This is a genomic window from Mesorhizobium sp. WSM1293 (assembly GCF_000513875.1).
Lineage (GTDB): Bacteria > Pseudomonadota > Alphaproteobacteria > Rhizobiales > Rhizobiaceae > Mesorhizobium > Mesorhizobium ciceri.
This window is the reverse complement of the sequence record NZ_AZUV01000040.1, coordinates 1-24,436: the sequence shown is the minus strand read 5'-3', so window position 1 is coordinate 24,436 and position 24,436 is coordinate 1. Positions and strand designations below refer to the sequence as shown.

Below are 24,436 nucleotides of genomic sequence, written 5' to 3'. Positions count from 1 at the left end.
GCGTCATGGCCAGCGTGAAATCCGCGAGCAAGCCGAAGAAAAAAGCCACGGCAGCGCTTAAAGCGGAGGAAAGGCCAGCCAGGCTTGCAGACTATCTGCTCGCCCGCGCGCCAGCTGAAGACATTGCTCCCTACGATGTGGCCGACCTGGAGCGGGCTGCCGATCTCGCCGGCCAGGCAGTCGCCACTCACAGGAAAGGCGAGTGCGTCGTCGCCGTCGATGCCGATTCGGGCGTTGTGCGAGACGGCCGCCCGATGACGGTTGTCACGGTCGTCAACGACAACATGCCGTTCCTGTTCGATTCCATCCTCGGCGAGATCACCGAGACATCGGGCGAACCGACCCTGGTCACCCATCCGGTTATCGTGGTGCGCCACGGCAAGGGCGGCGTGGAAGAAATCCTCGGCGACGGCAATTTCGCCAAGGACGATGGCAGCCACGACCGGCTGAGCGTCATCCATGTCCACATCCCGCGGCTGACATCCGAGCAGGCCAGCGGATTGAGCGAGCGGCTGCGCAAGATCCTTGGCCAGGTTCATGCCGCCGTTCACGACTGGAGGCCAATGCTGGCCCGCCTCGATCAGGCGATCTCGGAATTCCGCTATACGGCCGTGCCGCTCGACAAGAAGAGCGTTGCCGAGGCCCTCGCCTTCCTGGAGTGGCTGCGCGACGACAATTTCACCTTCCTTGGCATGCGCGAGTTCAAATACACCGGCGGCGAGGAAAGCGGCACGCTGGAGCGCGCTGAAAAGCCTGGCCTCGGCATCCTGTCCGATCCCGACGTGCTGGTGCTCAGGCGGGGCACCGAAGCGGTAACGACGACGCCGGAGATCCGCGCCTTCCTGCATGGGCCGGAGCCGCTGATCGTCACCAAGGCCAATGCCAAGTCGTCCGTGCACCGCCGCATCTATCTCGATTACATCGGCATCAAGACCTACACCGCCAAGGGTACACTCGCGGGCGAATTGCGCATCGTCGGCCTGTTCACCTCGACCGCCTACACGCGCTCGGTGATGAAGATCCCGTATCTGAGGTCAAAAGCCGAAACCATCATCGCCAAGTCCGGCTTCGACAGGCACGATCACTCCGGCAAGGCGCTGATCAACGTTTTGGAGAGCTATCCGCGCGACGAACTGTTCCAGGTGCCCGTGCCGGTCCTGAGAAAGCATGCCGCCGCCATTCTGGGCCTGGTCGAGCGGCCACGCGTGCGGGCGCTGGTGCGCGCCGACCAGTTCGACCGTTTCGTCTCAATCCTCGTCTTCGTGCCGCGCGACCGTTACGACAGCGTCGTGCGCGAGAAGATTGGCTCCTATCTGAAAACCGTATTCGAAGGCCGGCTGTCGGCCTACTACCCGGCCTTTCCCGAGGGCGGGCTGGCGCGCGTGCACTTCATCATCGGCCGCTCCGGCGGCAAGACGCCGAAGGTCGAGCAAGCGACGATAGAGGCGGCGATCCGCGACATCGTGCGTACCTGGGAGGACGCCCTTTCCGATGCGGCCGAGGCCAGTGGCGGCGACCAGGCTTTGAAGGCGATTGCCGCGCGGCTGCCGGAAAGCTACCGCGATTCGTTCAGCGCGGCGGTGGCGCTGGCCGATGCCGGGCGCATTGCCAAGATCAGCGCCGGCAATCCGATCGCCATCGACTATTATCGCCATGCCGAGCAGAAGCCGCACCAGGCATCGCTGAAAATCTATCACCATGGCAGCCCGGTGGCGCTGTCGCGCCGCGTGCCGGTGCTGGAAAACATCGGCTTCCGCGTCATCAGCGAGCGCACTTTCGAGGTCGGCGACGACCAGGTCGGCACGATCAATAGTGATCGGCCCGGCTTAGTCTTTATTCATGACATGGAGCTTGAGAACAGCTACGGCCAGCCGATCGACCTGACCGATGGCGGCGCGCTGTTCGAAGATGCGTTCCTCTCTGTCTGGCGCGGCGACGTCGACAATGACGGCTATAACGGCCTCGCCCAGACCGCCGGCCTGTGGTCTGGCGAGATCACCATCCTGCGCGCCTATGGCCGTTATCTGCAGCAGGTCGGCATTCCGCAAAGCCAGGATTTCATCGCCGCCGCGCTCAACCGCTATCCCGACATAGCGCGTGGCCTGCATGCGCTGTTCATCGCCCGGCTTGGTCCGACAGCCGAGACCGAAGGCGTGGTGGCCGCAAAGCATCTCAAGGCCAAGATCAAGGATGCGTTGGAGGATGTGCCGAACATCGACGACGACACCATCATCCGGCGCTACCTCAATCTGATCGAAGCCACGCTGCGCACCAATCATTTCGTTGCCGATACGAAAGAAAAGGGCCAGTCGCTGGCGATCAAGCTGGACTCGCACGCGGTCGAGGGCTTGCCGGCGCCGCGGCCGTGGCGGGAGATCTTCGTCTACGGCTCCGAGGTCGAAGGTCTGCATCTGCGCTTCGGTCCGGTGGCGCGCGGTGGCTTGCGCTGGTCCGACCGCGCCCAGGACTACCGCACCGAGGTGCTCGGCCTGGTCAAGGCACAGCAGGTCAAGAATGCCGTCATCGTGCCGGTGGGCGCCAAGGGCGGCTTCTATCCGAAGAAGCTGCCGATGAGCGCCGGCCGCGACGCGATCTTCGAGGCCGGTACTTCGGCCTACAAGAACTTCGTCTCCAGCCTGCTGTCGATCACCGACAATATCGGCCTCGACGGCGTCATCCCGCCGGCCGGCGTTATCAGACGCGACCCGGACGATCCGTATTTCGTCGTTGCCGCCGACAAGGGCACGGCGACCTTCTCCGATACCGCTAACGCGATCTCGGAGAAGCACGGCTTCTGGCTCGACGACGCCTTCGCCAGCGGCGGCTCGGCCGGCTATGACCACAAGAAGATGGGCATCACCGCCAAGGGCGCCTGGGAAGCGGTCAAGCGGCATTTCCGCGAGATCAACCGCGACATCCAGACCTCGTCCTTCACCGTCGTTGGGGTCGGCGACATGTCGGGCGACGTGTTCGGCAACGGCATGCTTTTGTCCCCGAAAACCCGGCTGATCGCGGCCTTCGACCATCGCGACATCTTCATCGATCCCGATCCCGACATGGCAGCCTCGATGGCCGAGCGCGAGCGCATGTTCGCGCTGCCGCGTTCGAGCTGGCAGGACTACGACAAGACGAAACTGTCGGAAGGCGGCATCATCGTCTCGCGCAACCAGAAATCGATCACCTTGCCGGCGGCGGCGGCGGCGGCGATCGGCCTGGCCAAGACCACCGCCACGCCGGTCGAGATCATGACCGCCATCCTCAAAGCGCCGGTCGATCTTCTGTGGTTCGGCGGCATCGGCACGTATCTCAGGGCATCGACCGAGACCAATGCCGAGGTCGGCGACCGCGCCAACGATGCCATTCGCATCACCGCGCTCGACGTCCGGGCGAAAGTGATCGGCGAGGGCGCCAATCTCGGCGTCACGCAGCGGGCGCGCATCGAGTTCGGCATGAATGGCGGCCGCTGCAACTCCGACGCCATCGACAATTCGGGCGGCGTCAACTGCTCCGACGTGGAGGTCAACATCAAGATCGCGCTGGCTTCCGCCATGCGCAAGGGATCGTTGACACGCCCGGCACGCAACAAGCTGCTGGCCGAGATGACCGAGGAGGTCGGCTCGCTGGTGCTGTCCAACAACTACCAGCAGACGCTGGCGCTTTCGATCGCCCGCAAGCGTGGCCTCGCCGACATCGCGCATCAGAGCCGTTTCATGACAGCGCTGGAGGCGCGCGGCCTGCTCGACCGTGCCGTCGAGACGCTGCCGTCGCCGGCAGCGCTGGCCGAGCGCGAAGCGCGTGGCGAACCGATGACCAGAGCCGAACTCGGCGTGCTGCTCGCCTATGCCAAGATTGTGCTGTTTTCCGACATCGTCGCCAGCGACGTGCCTGATGACGCGCATTTCGACCGCGACCTGATGGGCTATTTTCCCGACCAGATGGCGAAGAAATATGCCGCCGAGATCCATGGCCACAGGCTGCGCCGCGAGATCATCACACGGGTCGTCGCCAACGATCTGGTCAATCGCGGCGGCCCGTCCTTCGTCAACCGGCTGCAGGAGGCCACCGGGCGCACCGCCGCCGACGTGGTGCGGACCTTCGCGGTGGTGCGTGACGGTTTTGCCTTGCCGGCGCTCTATCGCGAGATCGACGCGCTCGACAACCAGATCGACGGCCAGGTGCAGCTCGATCTCTATCAGATGGTCAGCCGGCTGATCTATGTGACCAGCGGCTGGTATCTGAAGAACGATGCCGGCACGGCACCCCTCAGCCAGCGCATTGCCGAGTTGCAGGAAGCCCGCAAGGCGCTGGAGCCCAAGCTCGTTTCGCTGCTGCCGGCCTTTTCACGCGAGCGCATCGAGGAGAAGCGGCATGGGCTGTTCAAGGCCGGCGCGCCGGAAAGCTTGGCCGGGCAGCTGGCACTGAGCGAGGTGGCGGAACTCATCCCCGACATCGCGCTGACGGCGCGCACCGCCGGCGCCGATATCGTCGCCGCGGCCAAGGCGTTCTTCGCCGTCAGCGATGCCTTCCGCATTCCGCGTGTCGAGGATGCCGCACGCTCGATCACGCCATCGGACTACTACGATCAGCTGGCGCTTTCGCGCGCCACCGACACGATCGATGCGGCACGGCGCGGCATCGCGGTGGCGGCGCTCACCGGCCACGCCAAGACGGCCGATCCGGTGGCTGCCTGGCTGGACGCCGGCGGCGAGCGGGTGGCGCGCATCCGCGAGCGGCTGCAGGCGTTGACCGAGGGCGGCGACATCACCGTGTCGCGGCTGTCGGTGGCGTCGGGGCTGATGAGCGATCTGACGGGGATGTGAACCGTCGATGATTGCCACACGCATTGTCGGGTGCGTGTGGCGGCTTTTCCAATGTTGTCGGCGCTTGGCGTTCAGCAAGCTCACCAGGAATGTTTGAGGGTGCCGACGATTTTCAGCCGGTCGCCGTAGAATTCGGTCCCGTAATAGCTGGTTGTCAGATACTTCCGGTCGAACAGGTTCGTTGCGTTCAAGGCCAACGTCACGTCCTTGGTCATCTTGTAGCTAATCGCCGCATCCACCAGTGCGTAGCCGCCAATCGAAATGGTGTTCGCGTCATCCCCGTAGGTTTGTCCGATATAGCGCAGGCCGCCGCCGATGGTCAGGTCGCCACGCGGTCCTTCCTCGGGAAGCGTATAGTCAACCCAGGCTGACGCCAGGTGGCGAGGAACGCGCTGCGGCCGATTGCCGGCATTCCCGCCAATGCCGTCTTCCAGGATCTCGGCATCCCAGTAGGAATAGGCAAGCGTCAGGTTCAGGTCTTCCGCGATGGCGGCCTTGCCCTCGAGTTCGATGCCGCGGACGCCAACCTTGCCGATCTGCTGCTGGACAACAGGCGTGACATAGGTCGGAACATTGGTTTGGGTAAGGTCGAAGACCGCGGCTGTGAACAGGCCGTCGAAGCCGTCGGGCTTGTACTTGATGCCTGCCTCATACTGTTTGCCCTCCTGAGGCTTCAACGAGCCCGAGACCGCATACCCGTTGGCGCTTGGCGACACGAGCGGCTGGAAGCTTTCCGAATAGTTGGCGTAGACCGCGAGGTTCGGCGTGAATTTGTAGGTCAGGCCAGCGCGCTTGGTGAAGGCCGATGCGGTGTCGTCGTCCTGCGTTCCCAGATCGAGATAGTCCGCCGTCGTATGGACACGGTCCCAGCGCCCGCCCAGGGTGACGATCCAGCGGTCGTCAAACGTCAATTGCTCCTGGGCATAGACACCGACCGCCTGCTGCTTGACCCGCCAGTTCACATAGGGGCCGAGGTTGATGCAGGACAGACCGCAATAGGTCGGGTTGTCGATGTCGATGGGGCCGGCGGTGCCGAAGAGGATGTTTTCGCGGGTGTTGTCGTTGGCGTAGTCGACGCCGACAAGCGTCTTGCTGGCGACCCGGTCCCAGCCCGTATCGTATTGCAACTGATTGTCAAAGGCATAGCGGTTGGACAGGCCGCCGACGGAAAATGCCGTGCGGTCCGCCGTGGGGTCAAGCGACGCGCCGTAGACCTCGGCGTAGTCGAGGCTCAAATGCGTGTAGCGGGCATTGGAGCGGAAGGTGAGATTCTCGTTGAATTCATGTTCGAACTGGTAGCCGATATCGACCTGCTCGGTGTTGAAGCGGTTGAAATCCGGCTCGCCCAGGAAGGTGCCGATGTCGATATTGGCGCCGGCGGGGGTGCCGCGTGCGCCTGTGCCATCTCGCTTGTAATAGTCAGTCAGGATGGTGAGCGAGGTTCCTTCCTCGGGCTTGATGGTCAACGCGGGTGCGATGTAAAGCCGGTCGTCGTTGGAATAATCCCATCCTTGATCGCCATCCTTGGCCAGCCCGGTAAGCCGATAGGTCCACACGCCATCGGGGTCGATCGGCCCGCCAAAATCAACGCCAATCTCCTTGGTGCCGTCGCCATAGGACGTGTAAATCTCCCCCTGCTTCTGGTCCAGCGGCCGCTTGGTGATGGCGTTCACCAGTCCGCCAGGACCGTTGAGACCAAATAGCGTCGATGTCGATCCCTTCAGGACCTCCACGCGCTGAAGTCCGTAAGGTTCGAGACGGCTGGCCGTGAACCATGCGGGGATGCGCGCCGTCAGGCCGTCGCGATAGGTACCGAGCGATGTCTGGTCGAAACCGCGGATGCGAATATAGTCGTATCGGTCATCGTTGCCGAACTCGTCGGTGAGGACGCTGGATGTGTAGGCCACGGCCTGCTGGAGGCTTTCGACATGGCGCGCCTCCAGTTCCTTTTGGGTTACAACTGAAACCGAGGCGGGAACGTCGACGATCGGCGTATCGGTCTTGGTGGCGGTCGCCGTATCCTTGGCGACGATCGTTTGATCGGGCCCGCCAACGCGGTCCGACTTGCCGGTGACGACGATCGTTTCCAGTTGAGTTGCATCGTCCGGCGAAACGTCCTGGGCCCGGCCGGTCCCCACCATTCCAAAAGATGCCGCTATCAAGGCACTGCTCGCAATCAATCGCCTTGCCTGAATGCGCAGCAATGCCTGTCGACCAATCGTCATCTCTTATTCCCTGTCAGACCAATTTCGAGCAGTTCGGCCGGTCACCGTTCCGGCCCTGCGCGAGCGCAATTAGTCAAAGCGGACAAAAAGAGTCAACTTAATAATCAAGAGATCCACGCCGGCGACAATCGTTGCGAAGCAGGGGGTGGAGGACGGCGCCGGACCTACGGTCCGGCTTCCCCCACGAGAAAAATACGGGCTTGGTTCGCGTAGCGGACGAAAGCCGGTTGCATGGCTTTCGAACAGTGAACGCCCGGCAACGTCAAGGGTACGGCACCGAGCTTCGTTCATTGCATGAGCGCATGAAACATGCAGACATGGCGCCCGACACGGAACCGGTGCCGAGGGATCATGATGACGGTAGAGACAGTGCAGCGTGCGTCCGGGCGCGGCATCTGGGGATGGATGCTGTTCGACTGGGCGGCGCAGCCGTTCTTCACGGTCGTGACGACCTTCATCTTCGGACCTTACTTCGTCTCGCGCATGGCGAGCGATCCGGAGACCGGCCAGGCGGCCTGGGGCTACGGCATTGCCGCGGCAGGTCTTGTCATCGCCGTGCTGTCGCCCATCCTCGGCTCGATTGCCGACCAGACCGGCCCGCGCAAGCCCTGGATCGCATTCTTTGCCGCGGTCAAGGTCACCTGCCTTTGCATGCTTTGGTTCGCGGCCCCCGGTTCGAACCTTTTCCTGGTCGTGCTGTTCTTTTCGCTGGCGTCGGTCGCGGCCGAGTTTTCGACCGTGTTCAACGATTCGATGATGCCGCGCCTGGTGCCGAAGAGCGAGATCGGCCGAATCTCCAACATGGCCTGGGGCCTTGGTTATCTCGGCGGCATGATCGCGCTGATCTTCGTCGTCGCTTGCTTGGCCGGTTCGCCGGAGACCGGCAAGACGATCATCGGCACCGACCCGCTCTTTGGGCTCGACCCGAAGCTCGGCGAGGACGCGCGCGCAACCGGGCCTTTGTCAGCCGGCTGGTACTTCCTGTTCATCCTGCCGATGTTCTTTTTCACCCCCGATGCCATCAAGGGCCTGCCGATCGGCCCTGCGGTGCGAGAGGGGTTGGCGGAGCTGAAAGTGACGCTGGGCGAGGTGCGCAAGCGCAGCGGCATCTTCCGCTTCCTTGTCGCCCGCATGATCTATCAGGACGGTGTCAATGCGGTGCTGGCGCTGGGGGGCACTTTCGCAGCAGCGATGTTCCACTGGTCGATCACCGAAATCGGTATTTTCGGCATCATTCTCAACGTCGTCGCCATCTTCGGCTGCCTGGTTGCAGCCCGTCTCGATACGGCGCTTGGCTCAAAAACCATCGTCATGATCTCGCTGGTCCTGCTCAGCATCGCCACGATCGGCATCGTCTCGACCGGACCGGGCTATACTTTGTTCGGCCTCTGGATGATGCCTGGACCGGACAGCGGCGGCCTGTTCGGCACGGCAGCGGAAAAGGCCTACATCTTCTTCGGCCTGTTGATCGGCGTGGCTTTCGGGCCGGTGCAGGCGTCGTCGCGATCCTACATGGCGCGCAGCGTCACGGCGGCCGAATCCGGCCGCTATTTCGGCATTTATGCGCTGGCCGGACGGGCGACCAGTTTCCTGGCGCCGTTCATGGTCGCGTCCGTCACCTTGGCCAGCGGCTCGGCACGGCTCGGCATGGCGGTGATCGTGCTGTTCCTCGGGATCGGCATAGCGATCCTGGTCAAGACGCCCTATCCGGCGGACCGGCCGGCGGAGTGAGTTCTTTCTTCCTTCTCCCCCTGTGGGGTGAGCGGCCGGTTCGCGAAGCGAATTCATCGTGCCAGTGGCACGATGAAAGGCTGGCGAACGCCGGGACGCTGCGGAGCAGCGGGGACCCGGCAGGGCGGATCGGCCACCGCCCGGCCCTTCGCAGGCTCAGGGCGTTCGAAGCTCGAAAAGCCAAGCAATTGGCTTTTCGTTCGCTGCGCGAACCGCTTCTCACCCCGCAAGGGGAGAAGGAAGAAGTGCGTCAATGCCTGAAATGCCGGACGCCCGTAAACACCATGGCGATGCCGTGCTCGTCGGCAGCGGCGATGACGTCCTTGTCGTTCATCGAGCCACCCGGCTGGATAACGGCAGTGGCGCCGGCGGCGATCGCCGACAGCAATCCGTCGGCGAAGGGGAAGAAGGCGTCGGAGGCGACGACCGAGCCCTTGGTCAGCGGTTCGGCAAGGCCGGCGGCCTCGGCGGCGTCGAGTGCCTTGCGGGCAGCGATGCGTGAGGAGTCGACCCGGCTCATCTGGCCGGCGCCGATGCCGACGGTGGCGCCGTCCCTGACGTAGACGATGGCGTTGGACTTGACGTGCTTGGCGATGCGGAAGGCGAATTTCAGGTCGGCCATTTCGACCGGCGTCGGCGCCCTCTTGGTCACCACCTTCAGTTCGAGGTCGTCGACGACGGCGTTGTCCCGGCCCTGGATGAGCAGACCGCCGGCGACGGATTTGACCGTCGTGCCCGGCGTGCGCGGATCCGGCAGCCCACCGGTGACCAGCAGGCGCAAATTCTTCTTCGCCGCGACGATGGCCGCTGCCTCGTCAGTGGCGCCGGGCGCTATGATGACTTCGGTGAAGGTTTTTACGATCTCTTCCGCCGCCTCGGCGTCGAGGGTGCGGTTGACCGCGATGATGCCGCCGAAGGCCGAAACCGGGTCGCAGGCGAGCGCCTTGGCGTAGGCGGCTTTCAGCGAGGTGCCTTCGGCAACGCCGCACGGGTTGGCGTGCTTGATGATGGCGACGGCGGCGGAACGCGCCGGATCGAACTCGCCGACCAGCTCGAAGGCGGCGTCGGTGTCGTTGATGTTGTTGTAGGACAGCTGCTTGCCCTGCAACTGACGCGCCGTGGCGACGCCCGGCCGCTTGTCGCCATCGATATAGAAGCCGGCGCTCTGATGCGGGTTCTCGCCATAGCGCATCACCTCGACCAGCCTGCCGCCAAAGGCACGCCACGTCGGGTGTTCGATCTCGAGCGCTTCGGCGAACCAGCCGGAGATCGCCGCGTCATAGCTGGCGGTGCGGGCGAAGGCCTTGGCGGCCAGCTTCTTGCGGAAATCCAGCGACAGCGAGCCGATGTTCATCTCCAGCGCGTTCAGCACCGAGGCATAGTCGCCGGGATCGGTGACGATGGCGACATAGGCGTGGTTCTTGGCCGAGGCGCGGATCATGGCCGGGCCGCCAATGTCGATGTTCTCGACGATCGATGCGTAGTCGGCGCCGGAGCGGCGGACCTCCTCGAACGGATAGAGATTGGAGACGACGAGATCGATCGGCTCGATGCCGTATTTGCGCATTGCCGCTGAATGCTCCGGATCGTCGCGCACGCCAAGCAGCGCGCCATGCACGCCGGGATGCAAGGTCTTGACGCGGCCATCCATGATCTCGGGAAAGCCGGTGAGCTCGGAGACGTCGCGCACCGGAAGGCCCGCGTCAGCGATCGCCTTTGCCGTGCCGCCGGTCGAGACCAGCTCGACGCCTGCGGCTGCCAGCGCCTTGGCGAAATCGATGAGGCCGGTTTTGTCGAAAACGGAGAGCAGGGCGCGGCGCACGGGAACAAGGTCTGGTGCGGGAATGTTCTTGGCGGCGACGGCCATGGGCTGGCGGCCTTTCACGACTGGTGTGGTGGATGCCCGCGCCCGTAGCACATGCCGCCCGGAAATCAAACCGGCGGTCAGGTAGGTCAGTTGTTTTCCGGATAACCGGCGATGCTGGTGCGGGTCAGCTGCCAGTGGACTTCGGCGATTTCCGAGGCCTTGAAGGCAAGCACGATCTGGCGGCTGCGGCGCGGGCCGCCAAGACCGGCGAAATAGATCGATTCCTCGACCTCCGGCACCACTTCGGCCGATGTGAACACCCAGGTGTCGGCCTGATCGGCGGCCAGCACCAGGCGGTCATGCTCGTCCTGCAAAAGGTTGACATCGGGATGAACGTGGAAGCGGACGGTGACGAAGTCGCGGCCATTGTTGCGGATCGCGGCACTGCCGGGGCGCTGGAAGCGGTCCCGGCCGGCCAGCACATTGCCGTTCGACGACAGCTTCAGCTCGCGCTCATGCAGGAAACCAAAGCGCGCGACATAGCCGTCATGGCGGGCGATGAAACCCTGAACGCCTTTCTGGTCGGTGCGCTTGCACTGCACATGCTGCGGGCCGCCGATCAACGGCGAACCGAGCAGGTCGTTGACGCGCAACGAGTGGCTGAAGCGCGCCGACGAGGTGTCGTTGATGGTGGCGGTCGAGTGCGCGGCGGTGGCGCGCGCCAGCGGCCGGAATTCAGCCGCGCCGTAGGTGTCGATGCCGGCATTGACGATGTAGTGCTGGCGCCCGGACGATAGTTCGAAGGCAAGGCAGCTGGCATGTGCGGCATTGGACACGTCGACTGGCGGCGGCGGGCCGGTGTCGGCGATGACCGTGGTGCCGCCCATAGACAGGCGCTCATAGCCGGAATGCGGCGCATGCAGCAGCGGCGCGCCAGCGGTGTCGTCGTGGCGCAGGATGGTGGCGATGCGGTCGTGGATGGTGGCGCCCATGCCGTTGAAGCGGGCGAGGCTGCCATCCTGATGGCGGAAGAAGCGCAGCGCCGGCAGCATGCGGTCGATGGCGCCGATCAGCGCCTGCGGCGGGGTTTCCGCCTGGTTGGCATAGGTCTGGCGCAGTGGCAGGAGGTCGGCGAGGATTTCCAGGACGACCATCGGATTGCGCGAAATGTGCCCGCCATCGGCGAGGATCTGGCGGTCGAGTTCCTCGGCAAGATTGCGGGTCGCGCCACGCAGCGCCGATGCCGGCGCCGGCAGGGACAAGGCAGCGAAGGCGAGCGCGATGCGGGCCCGCAGCCTGTCCTTGCCGTCGGGCATTTCGCGCGCCATCGACCTGAGGTAGCGGATCTGCATGGCAACCGACTTCAGGAAGGCGCGGTAGAAAGGGAACTCGGCGCCCTGCAATACGACCGAGGAGTGCTGCAACCAGGCGATGATGCGCTTGGCCGTCGTGCCGGGCTCCCAGGCGATGCCGGAAATATGGCTGCCATGCATGGTGATCCAATCGGAGACCAGGGCGCGGGCATTGGCAGCGGCAAGCTCCGTGCCGGCGGCGCGCATATGGCGTAGCCAGCGAAAGCCGTGCAGCGTCTTCTGCCACCCGTGATTGGGCACGTTGATCTGGAAAGGCGACTTGCCGCCGGTCTCGACCAGATGCCCCGACAGGGGATAGCGGCCGTAATAGATCTCGAGTGCGATCTGCGGGTCGGCGAGGCGCAGGTCCGGCGGTGCGATCAGCACACGTTCCGGCGTGCGGCCGGAATAGCGCCAGCGATAGACAGGCCCGGCGCGCAGGCGCCGGCGCGTTTTGCGCCAGAACTCCTTCGCGACAAGCGTCCACAGACGCGTCGTGCTGCTGGCAGCCAGTGCCAAAACCCCTCCTGATCGTCCTCTACCCCGGCGCCGAGTCTACATGATTGCACGATTCGTGCGAAGGCGAATTCCACGAGCCCGGGCCGGTTCACCTGCTTCTGCCCCCGGTCCTGCCTAAAAAAGGCAGCAAATCCGGCAGTTCAAGCCCTAGCCGGCTCGCCGCATGCGAGCGGCGAAGAAGCCGTCGAGGCCTGAGCGTTCCGGCGCGCCGAGGTCCAGGTCGGCGGGCGTGGTGCGCAGCGTGCCTTGCGGCGTCAGGAATGGATCGATGCCGGCGATCTCGCCTTGCAGCAGCGGATCATTGGTGATTTCAGGCGTGCCGGCGAGAAAGGCGCGACAGAGATCCTCGCCTTCGAGCGGATCGAGCGAACAGTTGGAAAAGACGATCCTGCCGCCGGGCTTCACCAGCGTCACAGTGCGGGCGAGCAGCCTGCGCTGCAGGTCGGCCAGTTTTTCGACATCGGCAGAAGTCTTGGTCCATGGCACGTCGGGGTGCCGCCGCACCGTGCCGGTCGACGAGCAGGGCGCGTCGAGGAGAACGGCGTCGAACAATTCCTTCGGCTCGAATTTGAGCAGGTCGGCCTGGACGATCTCGGCGGACAGGCCGAGGCGCTCGAGATTCTGCGTCAGCCGCGCAAGCCGGTTTTTTGACGTGTCGACGGCGGTGACCTTCGCGCCGGCAACGATCAGCTGCGCGGTCTTGCCGCCGGGCGCGGCGCAGAGATCGGCAACCCGCAATCCCGTGACATCGCCGAACAGTCGGGCGGGCAGGCTGGCCGCGGCGTCCTGGACCCACCAGGCGCCCTCGGCAAAGCCAGGCAATTCGGTGACAGGACCGACAAGATTCTCGACCCGCACCGTGCCGGTCGGCAGGACGATGCCGCCGAGTTTTTCGGCCCAGAGTCCGGGATCGGCCTTGACCGAGAAGTCGACCGGCGCCTCAATGCGATGCGCTTCGAGGATCTGTCTGGCCTTTTCGTTGCCGTAGGTAGTCTTCAGCCTGTCGGAAAACCATTTGGGCGCCTCGTCGGTGGCGGCAAGGGCGGCAGGCAATTCCGTTTCCTTGGCCCGTGCCAGTGTGCGCAGCACGCCATTGACGAGGCCGGAGAACCGCACCGTGCGCGGATCGGACTTGGCATGGGTCACCGCAATGTCGACGGCGGCGCTGTCGGGAATATCGAGGAACAGGATCTGTGCGGCCGCCACATGCAATATGTGCGACAGCGCCGTGGCATTGGGCGGCAGCGGCTTTTCCAGGCGCCGCGCCAAGAGCCCCGATATGGTCATGCGATAGCGCAGCGCGGTGACCAGAATGGCGCGGACAAGGCCGCGATCGCGCAAATCGAGCGCCTTGTATTGCGGGTGGCCGTTCTCGTGATCGGTCAGCCCGTCAAGCGGTGTCCTGGCATCGATGACGGCGGCAAGCAGGCGGGCCGCTGCCTTGCGCGCGGCGAGACCGGCGACGAAGTCGCCGCCGTCCCTGTGTTCCTGATCACCTGAAACCGTGCGTCGAGGTCCTCTGTCCGCCACGCTCACGACCACCGGCCCCTGGGCCCGGTCGGATTGCGACCCCATGGGTTGGATTTGGGCTTGGCGGGCTCCGCCGGCTGCTCGGGCCGTGCTGTCTGATCCCACGGGCCGGATGGCCGCAGTTCGTCCGCCTGGCGTGGCGTTGGGGCCTGGCGCGGTGCAGCCCGGCTTTCGCTGCCGGCCATGTCGCGCGCCATCGCCTGCAAGGCTGCAATGCGGTTCTCAGTGGCGGGGTGGGTGGAGAACAGGCTGTCCATGCGCTCGCCGTGAAGGGGATTGATGATGAAGAGATGCGCGGTCGCGGGATTGCGCTCGGCATCGGGGTTGCGGATGCGTTCGGCGCCGCGGGCGATCTTGTCAAGCGCCGATGCCAGCCAGAGCGGGTGTCCACAGATTTCGGCGCCACGTCGGTCGGCCTCGTATTCGCGGGTGCGGCTGACCGCCATCTGCACGACCATCGCGGCAAAGGGCGCTACGATCATCGCCGCCAGCACGCCGACAAAGCCGAACGGATTGTTGTCGCGATTGCCACTGAAAAAGAAGGCGAAATTGCCGAGCATCGAAATGGCACCGGCAAAGGTGGCGACGATCGTCATGGTCAGCGTGTCGCGGTGCTGCACATGGGCGAGTTCGTGCGCCATGACGGCTGCGACCTCTTCAGGCGTCAGCGCCTGCAACAGGCCGGTGGAGGCAGCGACCGCCGCGTTCTGCGGGTTGCGGCCGGTGGCAAAGGCGTTCGGCTGCGGATTGTCGATCAGGTAGGTCTTCGGCATGGGCAGGCCGGCCTGTTTGGCGAGCGACTGGACGATGGCGTAATATTCGGGCGCGTTCTTCTCGTCGACCTCGACGGCACGGTTCATCGACAGCACCATCTTGTCGGCATTCCAGTAGCTGAACAGATTGGTGCCGGCGGCGATCAGCAGCGCGATCATCATGCCGCCGGTTCCGCCGATCAAAAAGCCGACGCCCATGAACAGCGCGGTCATCGCGGCAAGAAGCATGGCGGTGCGAAGTGTGTTCATCGTCTGCTCCTGTCCAGGTGATAGCGAAAAGGGGTCGATCCGCTTCGTCTCATCGCTATATGATGGGAAACACCAGTTCCCGTTTCAATCCGCTGGAAATATCGCATGAACGACGAAGCCAGTAAAACCGATGCCGAGCTTGCCCATGATGTCGAGCCAAAGGCGCTGACGCCGGAAGCCAGACGTGCGCTCGCGGAAGCCGAAGCAAGGCGTGCAAAGTACCTGGAAAAGGAAGCCTCGGCGCCGAAGGAAATCGGCGGCCGCGGCGGCAAGGAGCCAGGGCGCTACGGCGACTGGGAGGTAAAGGGCCTGACCAGCGATTTCTAGACGCCGCCTAGGCGGCGTTGCGCTGCGGCTCGAGCGCGATCCAGCCACGCTCGTCGACGGTGATGCCCACCATGTCGTAGCCGGCGATCGCGGCGTGTTGCGTTGGCAAGGGGTGCTTGTGCGTGGCGCTGATGACCATGACCGCCGCGCCCGCCGCTTCGGCTGCCGCTATGCCGGCCGGGGCATCCTCGAACACGAGGCAGTCGCGCGCGTCGAAGCCGAGCCGTTCCGCACCAAGCCGGAAGCAATCGGGCGCCGGCTTGCCGCGGGAGACATCTTCCGCTGCGACGATGACCGCCGGGACGGGGATGCCGGCGGCCTTCATGCGCAACAGCGCCAGCTCACGTGGGGCGGAGGTTACGATCGCCCAGCGTTCGGGCGGCAGCGAGTCGAGAAATGCCACGGCGCCGGCGATCTGGATAATGCCATCGAGATCGGCCGCCTCGGCCTTCAGCAGCAGATCAGCCTCGTGTGCCGGGTCAACGCCCGGCAGTGCCAGGCCGGTGATGGTCTCGATCGCGCGTACGCCATGGATCGTCGGCAGGAAGGCAGCGACGTTAAGGCCCTGGCGGCGTGCCCAATCGCTCCACACCCGTTCCGCCGAGGCGATGGAGTTGATGAGCGTGCCGTCCATGTCGAAGAGGAAGGCCGCGAATTTTCTGCCTGAATACATGATTTTCCTTGAGTCCGGGGAGCGCTGGTGGGGTTGCCGAACCTAACGTCTCGACCGCGGCAGGGGAAGACACGGGGTGGGCTTTTCGATCGGCCCAGGGAACCACGGTATCCTCCGGGCGTTTGGGAAGGACTGCTTCTCACAAGATCGAAGGGGGGACCAACGATGCTGATCCGGCTCGGCTATGAAATCGCCATCGAATGCGTAGCCGCCACGCCGGTGATTTCAGTGCTCGAGATCCATCGGGACAGGCAGGCTGATATCAAGCGGCAGACGCGGGTGCTGACCTCGCCCGCGGTGCCGACAAGGCTGTACCACGATCTGCATGGCAATGCCTGCCGGCGCTTCACAGCGCCCGCCGGTGGTTTTCGCATCCTGTACGACGCGGTCGTCGAGGACAGCGGCGAGACGGACGAGGTAAACACGCTGGCCAGGGAAGTGCCGGTGGCGGACCTGCCGGACGAAGTTCTCGGTTATCTCCTGGGCAGCCGCTATTGCGAGACGGATCATCTGAGCAGCCTGGCCTGGCAGCTCTTCGGCGACATTCCGTCCGGTTGGGCGCGCGTGCAGGCTATCGTCGACTATGTCCACAACCGGCTGTCGTTCGGCTATGGCTATGCGCGCTCGACCCGCACGGCGGCTCAGGCGCATGAGGAACGCGTCGGGGTCTGCCGCGACTTCGCTCATCTGGCGATCACGCTTTGCCGCTGCATGAATATTCCGGCACGCTATGTGAACGGCTATCTCGGTGATATCGGCGTGCCAGCCGATCCGGCACCGATGGACTTTTCGGCGTGGCTGGAAGTGTTCCTCGACGGCAAATGGTACACGTTCGATCCTCGCCACAACACGCCAAGAATCGGCCGCATCGTCATCGCCCGCGGCCGCGACGCCACCGACGTGCCGCTGCTGCATAGTTTCGGCGCCCACCGGCTCAGCCTGTTCAAGGTATGGACCTATGAACAGGAAGGCAATCTGTTCAACCCGCCCTACCACGGTATCGACAGGACCGTCGGCGCACAGATGCTGGCCTAAAGGTATGTCGATTCAGGTGAGGCCGGTCTGCAAATGACGGCTTTCTGAGCTTCCGGTGCTCACGGACCAAATGTCCGCTCCGCTCCGGTTCTCGAAAGCCATCATTTTCGACCTGGCCTTACCTGAATCTCAACACCCCTTGGGGCGCGGCCAAAAGCGGCCCTGGTTTTCAAACGTGATGGCGCTTTGGTCTTTCGATGGCCGGAGGCGTTGGATCCGATCATTTCGCGCCTTGCAGTCTCGGGACAACTGGCCCGCTTCGGCACACGGACCCTGTCCCGCAACAGGACGTCATCGGGATTCCGTGATTGCTTCGTCTTGAGCATGGTAACCGGCTCGTAAACGCAGCCGCGGCCGCGCTTTTCTGTTTACCAGTCATTCACCTTTGCGGAGCTTGAAGCCGAACAAAAACAATGATTTGGCGGCAAGCGGCCGGCCTTTTGCCAGCCAGCGGCGTCATCCGGCGGGAATCCTGCATTGCCCTGTCCGCGGCGACGAGGCCGAGGCGAATGGAGGCTGTAGGATGCGGAATTACGGGGGTCTTGTTCACGCGGTCGGCGGGTTCGCCAGGGATCGCGGTGGAAATTTCGCAATCCTGTTCGGCCTCAGCGCCTCGGTCTTGGCGCTGGCTGTTGGCTTCTCGGTCAACGTATCGCAGCTCTACAATGCCAGATCGAGCCTCCAAGGCGTCGTCGACGCCGCGGTCACATCGACGGCACGCGACCTAACGACCGGCGCCATCAAGGAAGCCGATGCCAACAAATCGGTGCAGGCCTTTCTCGACGCCAACAGCCAGGCAGGCATTCTGCAGGCCGACCAGATCGTACTCGACAGGCTGATCGTCAACAGGACCGCCAAGACGGTCCAGGCTGACGCCCATGTCGATGTCGGGCTGTATTTCCCGATTTTTGGCACGGGCGACATGAAACGCGTCGCCGCCTCCACGACGGCGCTCTATTCGGACAAGACCGTCGAAGTGGCGATGATGCTCGACATAACGGGGTCGATGGCCAAGCGCGGCAAGGTCGACAAAATCGGCGATCTGAAAACAGCTGCAAAAAACGCCGTCCAGACGATGCTGCAGAAACAGGATCCGCAGAACCCCCGCATCCGCGTCGCGATTGTGCCTTACGCATCTGGCGTCAACGCCGGCAAGCTGGCGGAAAACGTCTATGCCGAAAAACAAGCCAGCACTGAGCTCCCACCCGTCGCCGGCAGTCCGCTTCTCGTCGCCAAGACGGGCAAAAATCTGCTGCCGTCCTTCAGCGACTACATCTCCATTGTCGGCGCGGCGATGCCACGCCCCGACAATTGCGCCACCGAGCGCAAGGACAAGAACGGCAACGCGGATATGAGCGCCGACGGCCCGGATACTGTCCGCACCGACGGGAACGGCAAGAAATACTATGCCCTGGTCAACCGGGACGATCATCTCGGTGACGGGGACATGAACAGGTGTCCTGATGCGAAAGTGATCCCGCTGACCGCCGATTCCGATGCCTTGCTTGGATCGATCGAGGACTTCCGGGCCAATGGGTTTACGGCCGGCGCGATCGCCATTCAGTGGACCTATTATATGCTGTCGCCGCAATGGCGCACTGCGATCAGGAATGCCGGTCTTGGCAAGGGTGCCTCGGATGCCGATCCGAAGAAGATCGCCAAGGTCGCGATCCTGATGACCGATGGCCAGTTCAATACGGCCTTCGCCGGTGCTGGGGACAGCTACAACAGGCAGGGCACCCTTGCGCGCGGCAACGCCGAAACGCTGTGCGACAACATGAAAAACGACGGCATCGAGATTTTCACCATCGGCTTCGATCTGGACGACAAGGATATGTCGACAACCGAGCGGGACCAGGCAAAGGCGGTGCTGAAGGATTGTTCGTCGAAGGATACCTCCGCCGCCAAGAGGCATTTCTTCGACGTGTCCACCGGAGCCGAATTGGACGACGCCTTTCAGGAAATCATTCGCAACACCGAAAAGGTCGCATTGACCCAGTAGTCTGGTCCGCAAACGGAAAAGGCCGCCGCTTCTTTCGAAGCCGGCGGCCTTCCGTGTTTCCGTCCGTGGCGCGGCCCATAGCGATGACCTATCAGGTCAGCCGCCGCGCATTTCGCGCCTTAACGGGAAGACTGCTTCCCGAAAGTGCAATCCGCTGAGGCCACGTTCTGGAAAACGAAATCACTCGACATCGGATCACCTCCTTTCGATTTGTTGAACACATACTCATGATGGGGTGCATTGCAGCAAAAGACAAGGTGCAGGTCTGAAATTAACCAACGGGCGGGCCTGGTGCGGGCCGGCTTGCGATTGCCAGGCCGACCGGGCAAACTTCTGCCCCGGAGCCAGCATTCGGAGGAATCGCATGGAGGCAGCCGAAAAGGCCGCTCGCATCGTTCGAACGGTGATCGAAACATTGAAGCCGGGTTTTGCGGTCAGGCTGTGGACCGGGGAGCGGATAGGCCCCGCCACTGGTCCGGTGCTCACCATCAACGACCAGGACATCGTCTGGCAGATCGTGAAGCGACCGTCCCTGTCGACGCTGATCGAGATGTGGATTTCCAAGACCATCGACATCGAAGACGGGACGATCTTCGATTTTTATGCCCTGCCGTCGCAAGGCAAGCTCAGAACCAAGCTCAAGTCGCTGCCGAAAATGGCGATCCTGCGCGACCTGCCTTCCGTGCTTTTGGCACGCAAGCAGATGAGCGCGCGGACCGATCTGTCGGGGCGCAATCCCTATGTCAGCGGTTCGAGCCAGGAGGCGATCCAGCATCACTATGACATCTCGAACGCCTTCTACCGGCTCTTTCTCGACGAGCGCATGGTCTATAGCTGCGGCTACTTCAAGGATTTCGCCAATGGCATCGACCAGGCGCAGGTCGACAAGCTCGACCACATCTGCCGCAAGCTCCGGCTGAAACCGGGCGAACGACTGCTCGACATCGGTTGCGGCTGGGGCGCCATGCTGATCCATGCGGCGAAGAACTACGGCGTCGTCGGCCACGGTGTGTCGCTGTCGCAGGCGCAGACCGAGCTGGCCCGCGAACGCATTCGCGCCGAGGGGCTGGAGGACCGCATCACCATCGAGATCAAATCCTATGCGGAACTCACCGGCAGCTTCGACAAGATCTCGTCGATCGGCATGTTCGAACATCTCGGGCTCGCCAACCATGCGACTTATTTCAAGACCATTCATCGCCTGCTGAAGCCGGGCGGCATCTATCTGCACCACGCCATCACCCGGCGCAGCAAGGGCGACATCAAGAAGACCTTGCGCAAGGGGCCGGAGTTCAAGGCGCTGCTCAAATATATCTTTCCCGGCGGCGAACTCGACACCATCGGCATGACAACAGGCAATCTCGAGGCGCATGGTTTTCTCGTCTACGATGTCGAGAACCTGCGCGAGCACTATGCCCGCACCTGCAGGCTGTGGGCCGAGCGGCTGCAGGCCCGCTTCGATGAGGCAATCGCCGACGTGGGCGAGGCCAGGGCGCGGCTATGGCTGCTTTACCTGACGGGCTGTTCGATCACCTTCGAGCGCGCATCGGCACAGATTTTCCAGACCGTCGTGACCAAGCGCGCGCGCGGTCCAAGCGGCCTGCCGCCGACACGGGCGGATCTGTATCGATAGCTTACAGGAAGCGCATCGCGTCGCCGACTTCGACGCGCGCCGGCCTGTCGACCGTGCAATAGACGCCGAGGTTATGGGCGTTGTGACGGACCAGGTTGCGCAGGATCGCCGGATCATGGTCGAAGCCATCCTGGGCGACAATGGTGAAACCGCAGCGGCGGCAGGGTTCCGAGATGGTCAGCAGGAGATCGCCGACGGCAAGCTTGCGGCCGATCCATTCCGTTTCGGGAAACGAGCCTTCGATCGCCGCCATGTCGACAACGATGTTGGGGCGGAAGCGGCGCGGGTCGGCGACCCCTTCCGGGTGCAATGCTTTCAGGCGTGCCAGCGAAGCCGTGGTCAATAGATGAATCGGCGCCTTGCGGTAGCGCTCCGCGGTCAGCGGGCCGGCATAGTCAGGCCCGGTATTCTCGCGGCGAAACGGACGGAGCGAGGCCTCGAAGCCGAGATAGGCCGACACCGCGCGGTCGCTCTCGATGCTTGGCGCGGCCAGCCAGTCGCCCTCGGGAACGGCAATCTCGAGTTCCAGGGTCGGCGACAGCCGGGTGCGGATGCGCGGCACCTTGTGCCATTTCGCGTCGCGGTCCGGTCGTGCGATCTCGTTGTCGGACACGTCGACAAGGCCGAACAGGCGGTCGCCGTCGATGCTCTCGACGTCGACCGAGATTGTTTTCAGGCGCTCGCCGGCAAGCGAACTCGCCGGATAGCGCCAGAGTTCGCTGACAGTGCCCAGCGCGGCCTGCATCAGCTCTTCTTGTTCTGCCGGTTGGCGACCAGATCATCGACGACGGCCGGGTCGGCCAGCGTCGAGGTGTCACCCAGGGCAGAAAAATCGTCCTCGGCGATCTTGCGCAGGATGCGACGCATGATCTTGCCGGAACGCGTCTTCGGCAGGCCCGGCGCGAACTGGATCTTGTCGGGCGAAGCGATGGCGCCGATCTCCTTGCGGACATGGGCAACAAGCTCCTTGCGCAGCTCTTCGGTCGGTTCGGCACCCTTCATCAAGGTGACGTAGCTGTAGATGCCCTGGCCCTTGATGTCGTGCGGATAGCCCACGACCGCGGCCTCGGAAACCTTCTCATGGCTGACCAGCGCCGATTCGACTTCGGCCGTGCCCATGCGGTGGCCGGAGACGTTGATGACGTCGTCGACGCGGCCGGTGATCCAGTAATAGCCGTCGGCGTCGCGGCGGCAGCCGTCACCGGTGAAGTACTTGCCCTTGTAGGTCGAAAAATAGGTCTGCACGAAGCGGTCGTGATCGCCATAGACGGTGCGCATCTGGCCCGGCCAGGAATCTGTGATGCACAGATTGCCGTCGGCCGCACCTTCCAGCACCTTGCCCTCGCCGTCGACCAGCTGCGGCTTGATGCCGAAGAAAGGCCGCGTCGCCGAACCCGCCTTGAGGTCGGTCGCACCTGGCAGCGGCGTGATCAGGATGCCGCCGGTCTCGGTCTGCCACCAGGTGTCGACGATCGGCACCTTGCCGTTGCCGACGACGTTGAAATACCACTCCCAGGCTTCCGGGTTGATCGGCTCGCCGACCGAACCCAGCACGCGCAGCGATTTGCGCGACGTCTTCTTCACGTGCGCATCGCCGGCGCCCATCAGCGCGCGCAACGCCGTCGGCGCGGTGTAGAAGATATTGACCTTGTGCTTGTCGATGACTTCCCAGAAGCGCGACTGCGACGGATAGTTCGGCACGCCTTCGAACATCAGCGTGGTGGCGCCGTTGGCGAGCGGGCCGTAGACGATGTAGCTGTGGCCGGTTACCCAGCCGACATCGGCGGTGCACCAGTAGATGTCGCCGTCATGGTAGTCGAAGACATATTGGTGGGTCATCGAGACGTAGACGAGATAGCCGGCGGTGGTGTGCAGCACGCCCTTCGGCTTGCCGGTCGAACCCGACGTGTAGAGAATGAACAGCGGGTCCTCGGCCTTCATCTTCTCGGGCTTGCATTCGGCTTTCACCGTCGCGATCTCGTCGTGATACCAGACGTCGCGGGCTGAAACCCAGCCGGTCTTGCCGCCGGTGCGGCGCACGACCACCACCTTTTCGACTTTCGTTCCGGCTTTCGCGGCGATCTCGATCGCCCTGTCGGTGTTTTCCTTCAAAGGGATCGGCTTGCCGCCGCGCAGGCCTTCGTCAGCCGTGATAACGAAGGTCGACTTGCAGTCGTCGATGCGGCCGGCCAGCGCATCCGGCGAGAAACCGCCGAAGACGATCGAATGGACGGCGCCGATGCGCGTGCAGGCCAGCATCGCATAGGCGGCTTCCGGGATCATCGGCATGTAGATGGTGACTCGATCGCCTTTCTTGACGCCGTGTTTCTTCATCACATTGGCGAGCCGGCAGACATGCTCGTAGAGCTCGTTATAGGTGACCTTCTTGTCGTCGTAGGGATTGTCGCCTTCCCAAATGATGGCGGTCTGGTTGCCGCACTTCTTCAGATGCCGGTCGATGCAGTTGTAGGAAACGTTGGTCAGTCCGTCCTCGAACCATTTAATCGAGACCTTGCCGTCGAAGGAGGTGTTCTTGACCTTGCTGAACGGCTTGAACCAGTCGATGCGCTTGCCGTGCTTGCCCCAGAATTTGTCCGGGTTCTTGACGCTGTCGGCATACCATTTCAGGTAGGTGTCATTGTCGATCAGCGCGTTTTTCTTCCACGCCGGCTGGACGCGATGGACATGAACCTCGGACATTCCTGACTTTCCTCCCGAACCAATCGCCGGCTTGAAATGCCGGCGGGATCGCGGCGACACGGCCGCGAATTCGGCGGCATTATTACCAGTTCCGCCGTTACGGCAACATTAGACGTTGGATTCGCGCGGCGGGATGCCGCAGGGGGCTTCTCCAGGGCTGTCAGCACTCGAAGAGGTGCGCTGCTAACTGCATGTTTTCGCATGCTAAAGCCGGTTCAGATGAAGAAAAAATCAATAGACGGTTAATCAGCGGCGCGCACAATCAGCCGTGGGAGGACAGGCGAATCAACCTGGGGACCGTCATGCGCGACCATGCCGAAATGGACCTGATGCTCAAAGGCTATGGCTTGACCACTGCCAAGATTCTTTATCACTTTCCCGATCACCCGCATCTGCTGCAGAGCTTCATCTGGCAGGACTACGATCTCGCGCCGAAGTTTCCGGTGCTGATCAAGTTCATCGAATTCTGGAAGGCCAAGCTGGACGGGCCGCTGCATTCGATCAGCTATACGCATCAGAAGCTGATCGCGCCGAACGAATGGCGCAAGGTGGATGGGGAGTTTGTGCTGCACTAGGGGCAAGTTTCGCAGCAACGGCTTCTTGAGGTCGGCGTTCTACGACGCCCCCCTCTGTCCTGCCGGACATCTCCCCCTCAAGTGGGCAGATTGGCAGCTCCACCGACAACGCCGCCCCTTGTTACGCCTGCGATTGGCGAAAGTCGCCGCGACATCCGATCTCCCCCCTGTTTGGACCGGGGACATCGCGAACAGGTGTGCGGAGACATCGCGAACAGTTTTGTCACTTATCGTCTGCTGAGGTTGAGGTCGACTGTTTCTATTTTCTGATGTCTGAAGAAGGCTTGGAAGACGCCGTCCTTGGTGGTGGGGATGAAGGCCACGGCCTTTCCGCCAAATGCCTTGGAGAGGCGCAGGATGTAGCCGCACAAGGCGACGCGGCCCTCTTTCTGAACCTTGCGAACGATGGCGCCCTGTGGGTAGTCGAAGGCTTCGACGGCCTCGCTGAAGGAGCGCGGCGAAGGTGTGTATCTGTCGAGGGGAAC

At 63.3% G+C, this 24,436-nt stretch carries 15 protein-coding genes and 1 pseudogene; 7 read left to right on the top strand and 9 right to left on the bottom strand.

Features of this window, described 5'->3' with window-relative positions:
* Positions 1-5 precede the first annotated feature (5 nt).
* The gene (locus M729_RS0129510; protein ID WP_027163689.1) at positions 6-4,820 is read left to right on the top strand and encodes an NAD-glutamate dehydrogenase; all 4,815 of its coding nucleotides are present in this window, start codon (positions 6-8) and stop codon (positions 4,818-4,820) included.
* Positions 4,821-4,900: 80 nt separating this feature from the next.
* Here M729_RS0129510 and M729_RS0129505 read toward each other — a convergent pair whose 3' ends face one another.
* Entirely contained in the window at positions 4,901-7,045 is a 2,145-nt protein-coding gene (locus tag M729_RS0129505) for a TonB-dependent siderophore receptor (RefSeq protein ID WP_027163688.1), read from the bottom strand.
* A 354-nt stretch (positions 7,046-7,399) separates the two neighbouring features.
* Here M729_RS0129505 and M729_RS0129500 point away from each other — a divergent pair, with 354 nt between their 5' ends.
* Positions 7,400-8,776: an MFS transporter gene (locus M729_RS0129500; protein ID WP_027163687.1), complete on the top strand. Its 1,377-nt coding sequence runs from the start codon at positions 7,400-7,402 to the stop codon at positions 8,774-8,776.
* A gap of 250 nt (positions 8,777-9,026) precedes the next feature.
* Here the strand turns inward: M729_RS0129500 and purH are convergent, their stop codons facing one another.
* From purH to htpX, 4 genes are all read right to left on the bottom strand, one after another.
* Positions 9,027-10,643: a bifunctional phosphoribosylaminoimidazolecarboxamide formyltransferase/IMP cyclohydrolase gene (purH, locus tag M729_RS0129495; RefSeq protein WP_027163686.1), complete on the bottom strand. Its 1,617-nt coding sequence runs from the start codon at positions 10,641-10,643 to the stop codon at positions 9,027-9,029.
* 86 nt (positions 10,644-10,729) lie between these two features.
* Entirely contained in the window at positions 10,730-12,454 is a 1,725-nt protein-coding gene (locus tag M729_RS0129490; protein ID WP_013529012.1) for a heparinase II/III family protein, read from the bottom strand.
* Positions 12,455-12,601: 147 nt separating this feature from the next.
* Entirely contained in the window at positions 12,602-13,996 is a 1,395-nt protein-coding gene (locus M729_RS0129485) for an RsmB/NOP family class I SAM-dependent RNA methyltransferase (RefSeq protein WP_027163685.1), read from the bottom strand.
* Positions 13,987-15,006 carry a zinc metalloprotease HtpX gene (htpX, locus tag M729_RS0129480; RefSeq protein WP_027163684.1) on the bottom strand — a complete coding sequence of 340 codons (1,020 nt, stop codon included), beginning with the start codon at positions 15,004-15,006 and terminating at the stop codon, positions 13,987-13,989. The genes M729_RS0129485 and htpX overlap by 10 nt, the downstream gene beginning before the upstream one ends.
* A gap of 105 nt (positions 15,007-15,111) precedes the next feature.
* Here htpX and M729_RS0129475 point away from each other — a divergent pair, with 105 nt between their 5' ends.
* Positions 15,112-15,333 carry a DUF1674 domain-containing protein gene (locus tag M729_RS0129475; RefSeq protein WP_013529015.1) on the top strand — a complete coding sequence of 74 codons (222 nt, stop codon included), beginning with the start codon at positions 15,112-15,114 and terminating at the stop codon, positions 15,331-15,333.
* Positions 15,334-15,340: 7 nt separating this feature from the next.
* Here M729_RS0129475 and M729_RS0129470 read toward each other — a convergent pair whose 3' ends face one another.
* A complete protein-coding gene (locus tag M729_RS0129470) occupies positions 15,341-16,006 on the bottom strand; it encodes an HAD-IA family hydrolase (RefSeq protein WP_027163683.1) in 666 nt (221 codons plus the stop codon).
* Between the two features lie 165 nt (positions 16,007-16,171).
* Between M729_RS0129470 and M729_RS0129465 the strand changes: the two genes are divergently transcribed.
* The 3 genes from M729_RS0129465 (at position 16,172) to M729_RS0129455 (ending at position 20,676) form a co-directional block, all read left to right on the top strand.
* A complete protein-coding gene (locus M729_RS0129465) occupies positions 16,172-17,041 on the top strand; it encodes a transglutaminase family protein (protein WP_013529017.1) in 870 nt (289 codons plus the stop codon).
* Between the two features lie 523 nt (positions 17,042-17,564).
* Positions 17,565-19,043, top strand: a complete 1,479-nt coding sequence (locus M729_RS0129460; protein ID WP_027163682.1) for a pilus assembly protein — start codon at positions 17,565-17,567, stop codon at positions 19,041-19,043.
* Positions 19,044-19,407: 364 nt separating this feature from the next.
* The gene (locus M729_RS0129455; protein ID WP_027163681.1) at positions 19,408-20,676 is read left to right on the top strand and encodes a cyclopropane-fatty-acyl-phospholipid synthase family protein; all 1,269 of its coding nucleotides are present in this window, start codon (positions 19,408-19,410) and stop codon (positions 20,674-20,676) included.
* Position 20,677: 1 nt separating this feature from the next.
* Here the strand turns inward: M729_RS0129455 and M729_RS0129450 are convergent, their stop codons facing one another.
* Together M729_RS0129450 and acs are read right to left on the bottom strand one after the other, a co-directional pair.
* Positions 20,678-21,421, bottom strand: coding sequence for an MOSC domain-containing protein (locus M729_RS0129450; RefSeq protein ID WP_024504213.1), 744 nt, complete (start codon positions 21,419-21,421; stop codon positions 20,678-20,680).
* Positions 21,421-23,376 (bottom strand): acetate--CoA ligase, encoded by a 1,956-nt coding sequence (gene acs / locus M729_RS0129445; protein ID WP_027163680.1) that lies wholly within the window; start codon positions 23,374-23,376, stop codon positions 21,421-21,423. Before acs ends, M729_RS0129450 begins: the two co-directional genes overlap by 1 nt.
* A gap of 302 nt (positions 23,377-23,678) precedes the next feature.
* On the opposite strand from acs, the gene M729_RS0129440 reads away from it, so the two are divergent.
* Positions 23,679-23,951 (top strand): usg protein, encoded by a 273-nt coding sequence (locus tag M729_RS0129440; protein WP_013529022.1) that lies wholly within the window; start codon positions 23,679-23,681, stop codon positions 23,949-23,951.
* 227 nt (positions 23,952-24,178) lie between these two features.
* Here M729_RS0129440 and M729_RS1000000139050 read toward each other — a convergent pair.
* Positions 24,179-24,436, bottom strand: a pseudogene (locus tag M729_RS1000000139050) (IS481 family transposase); the annotation flags it as partial.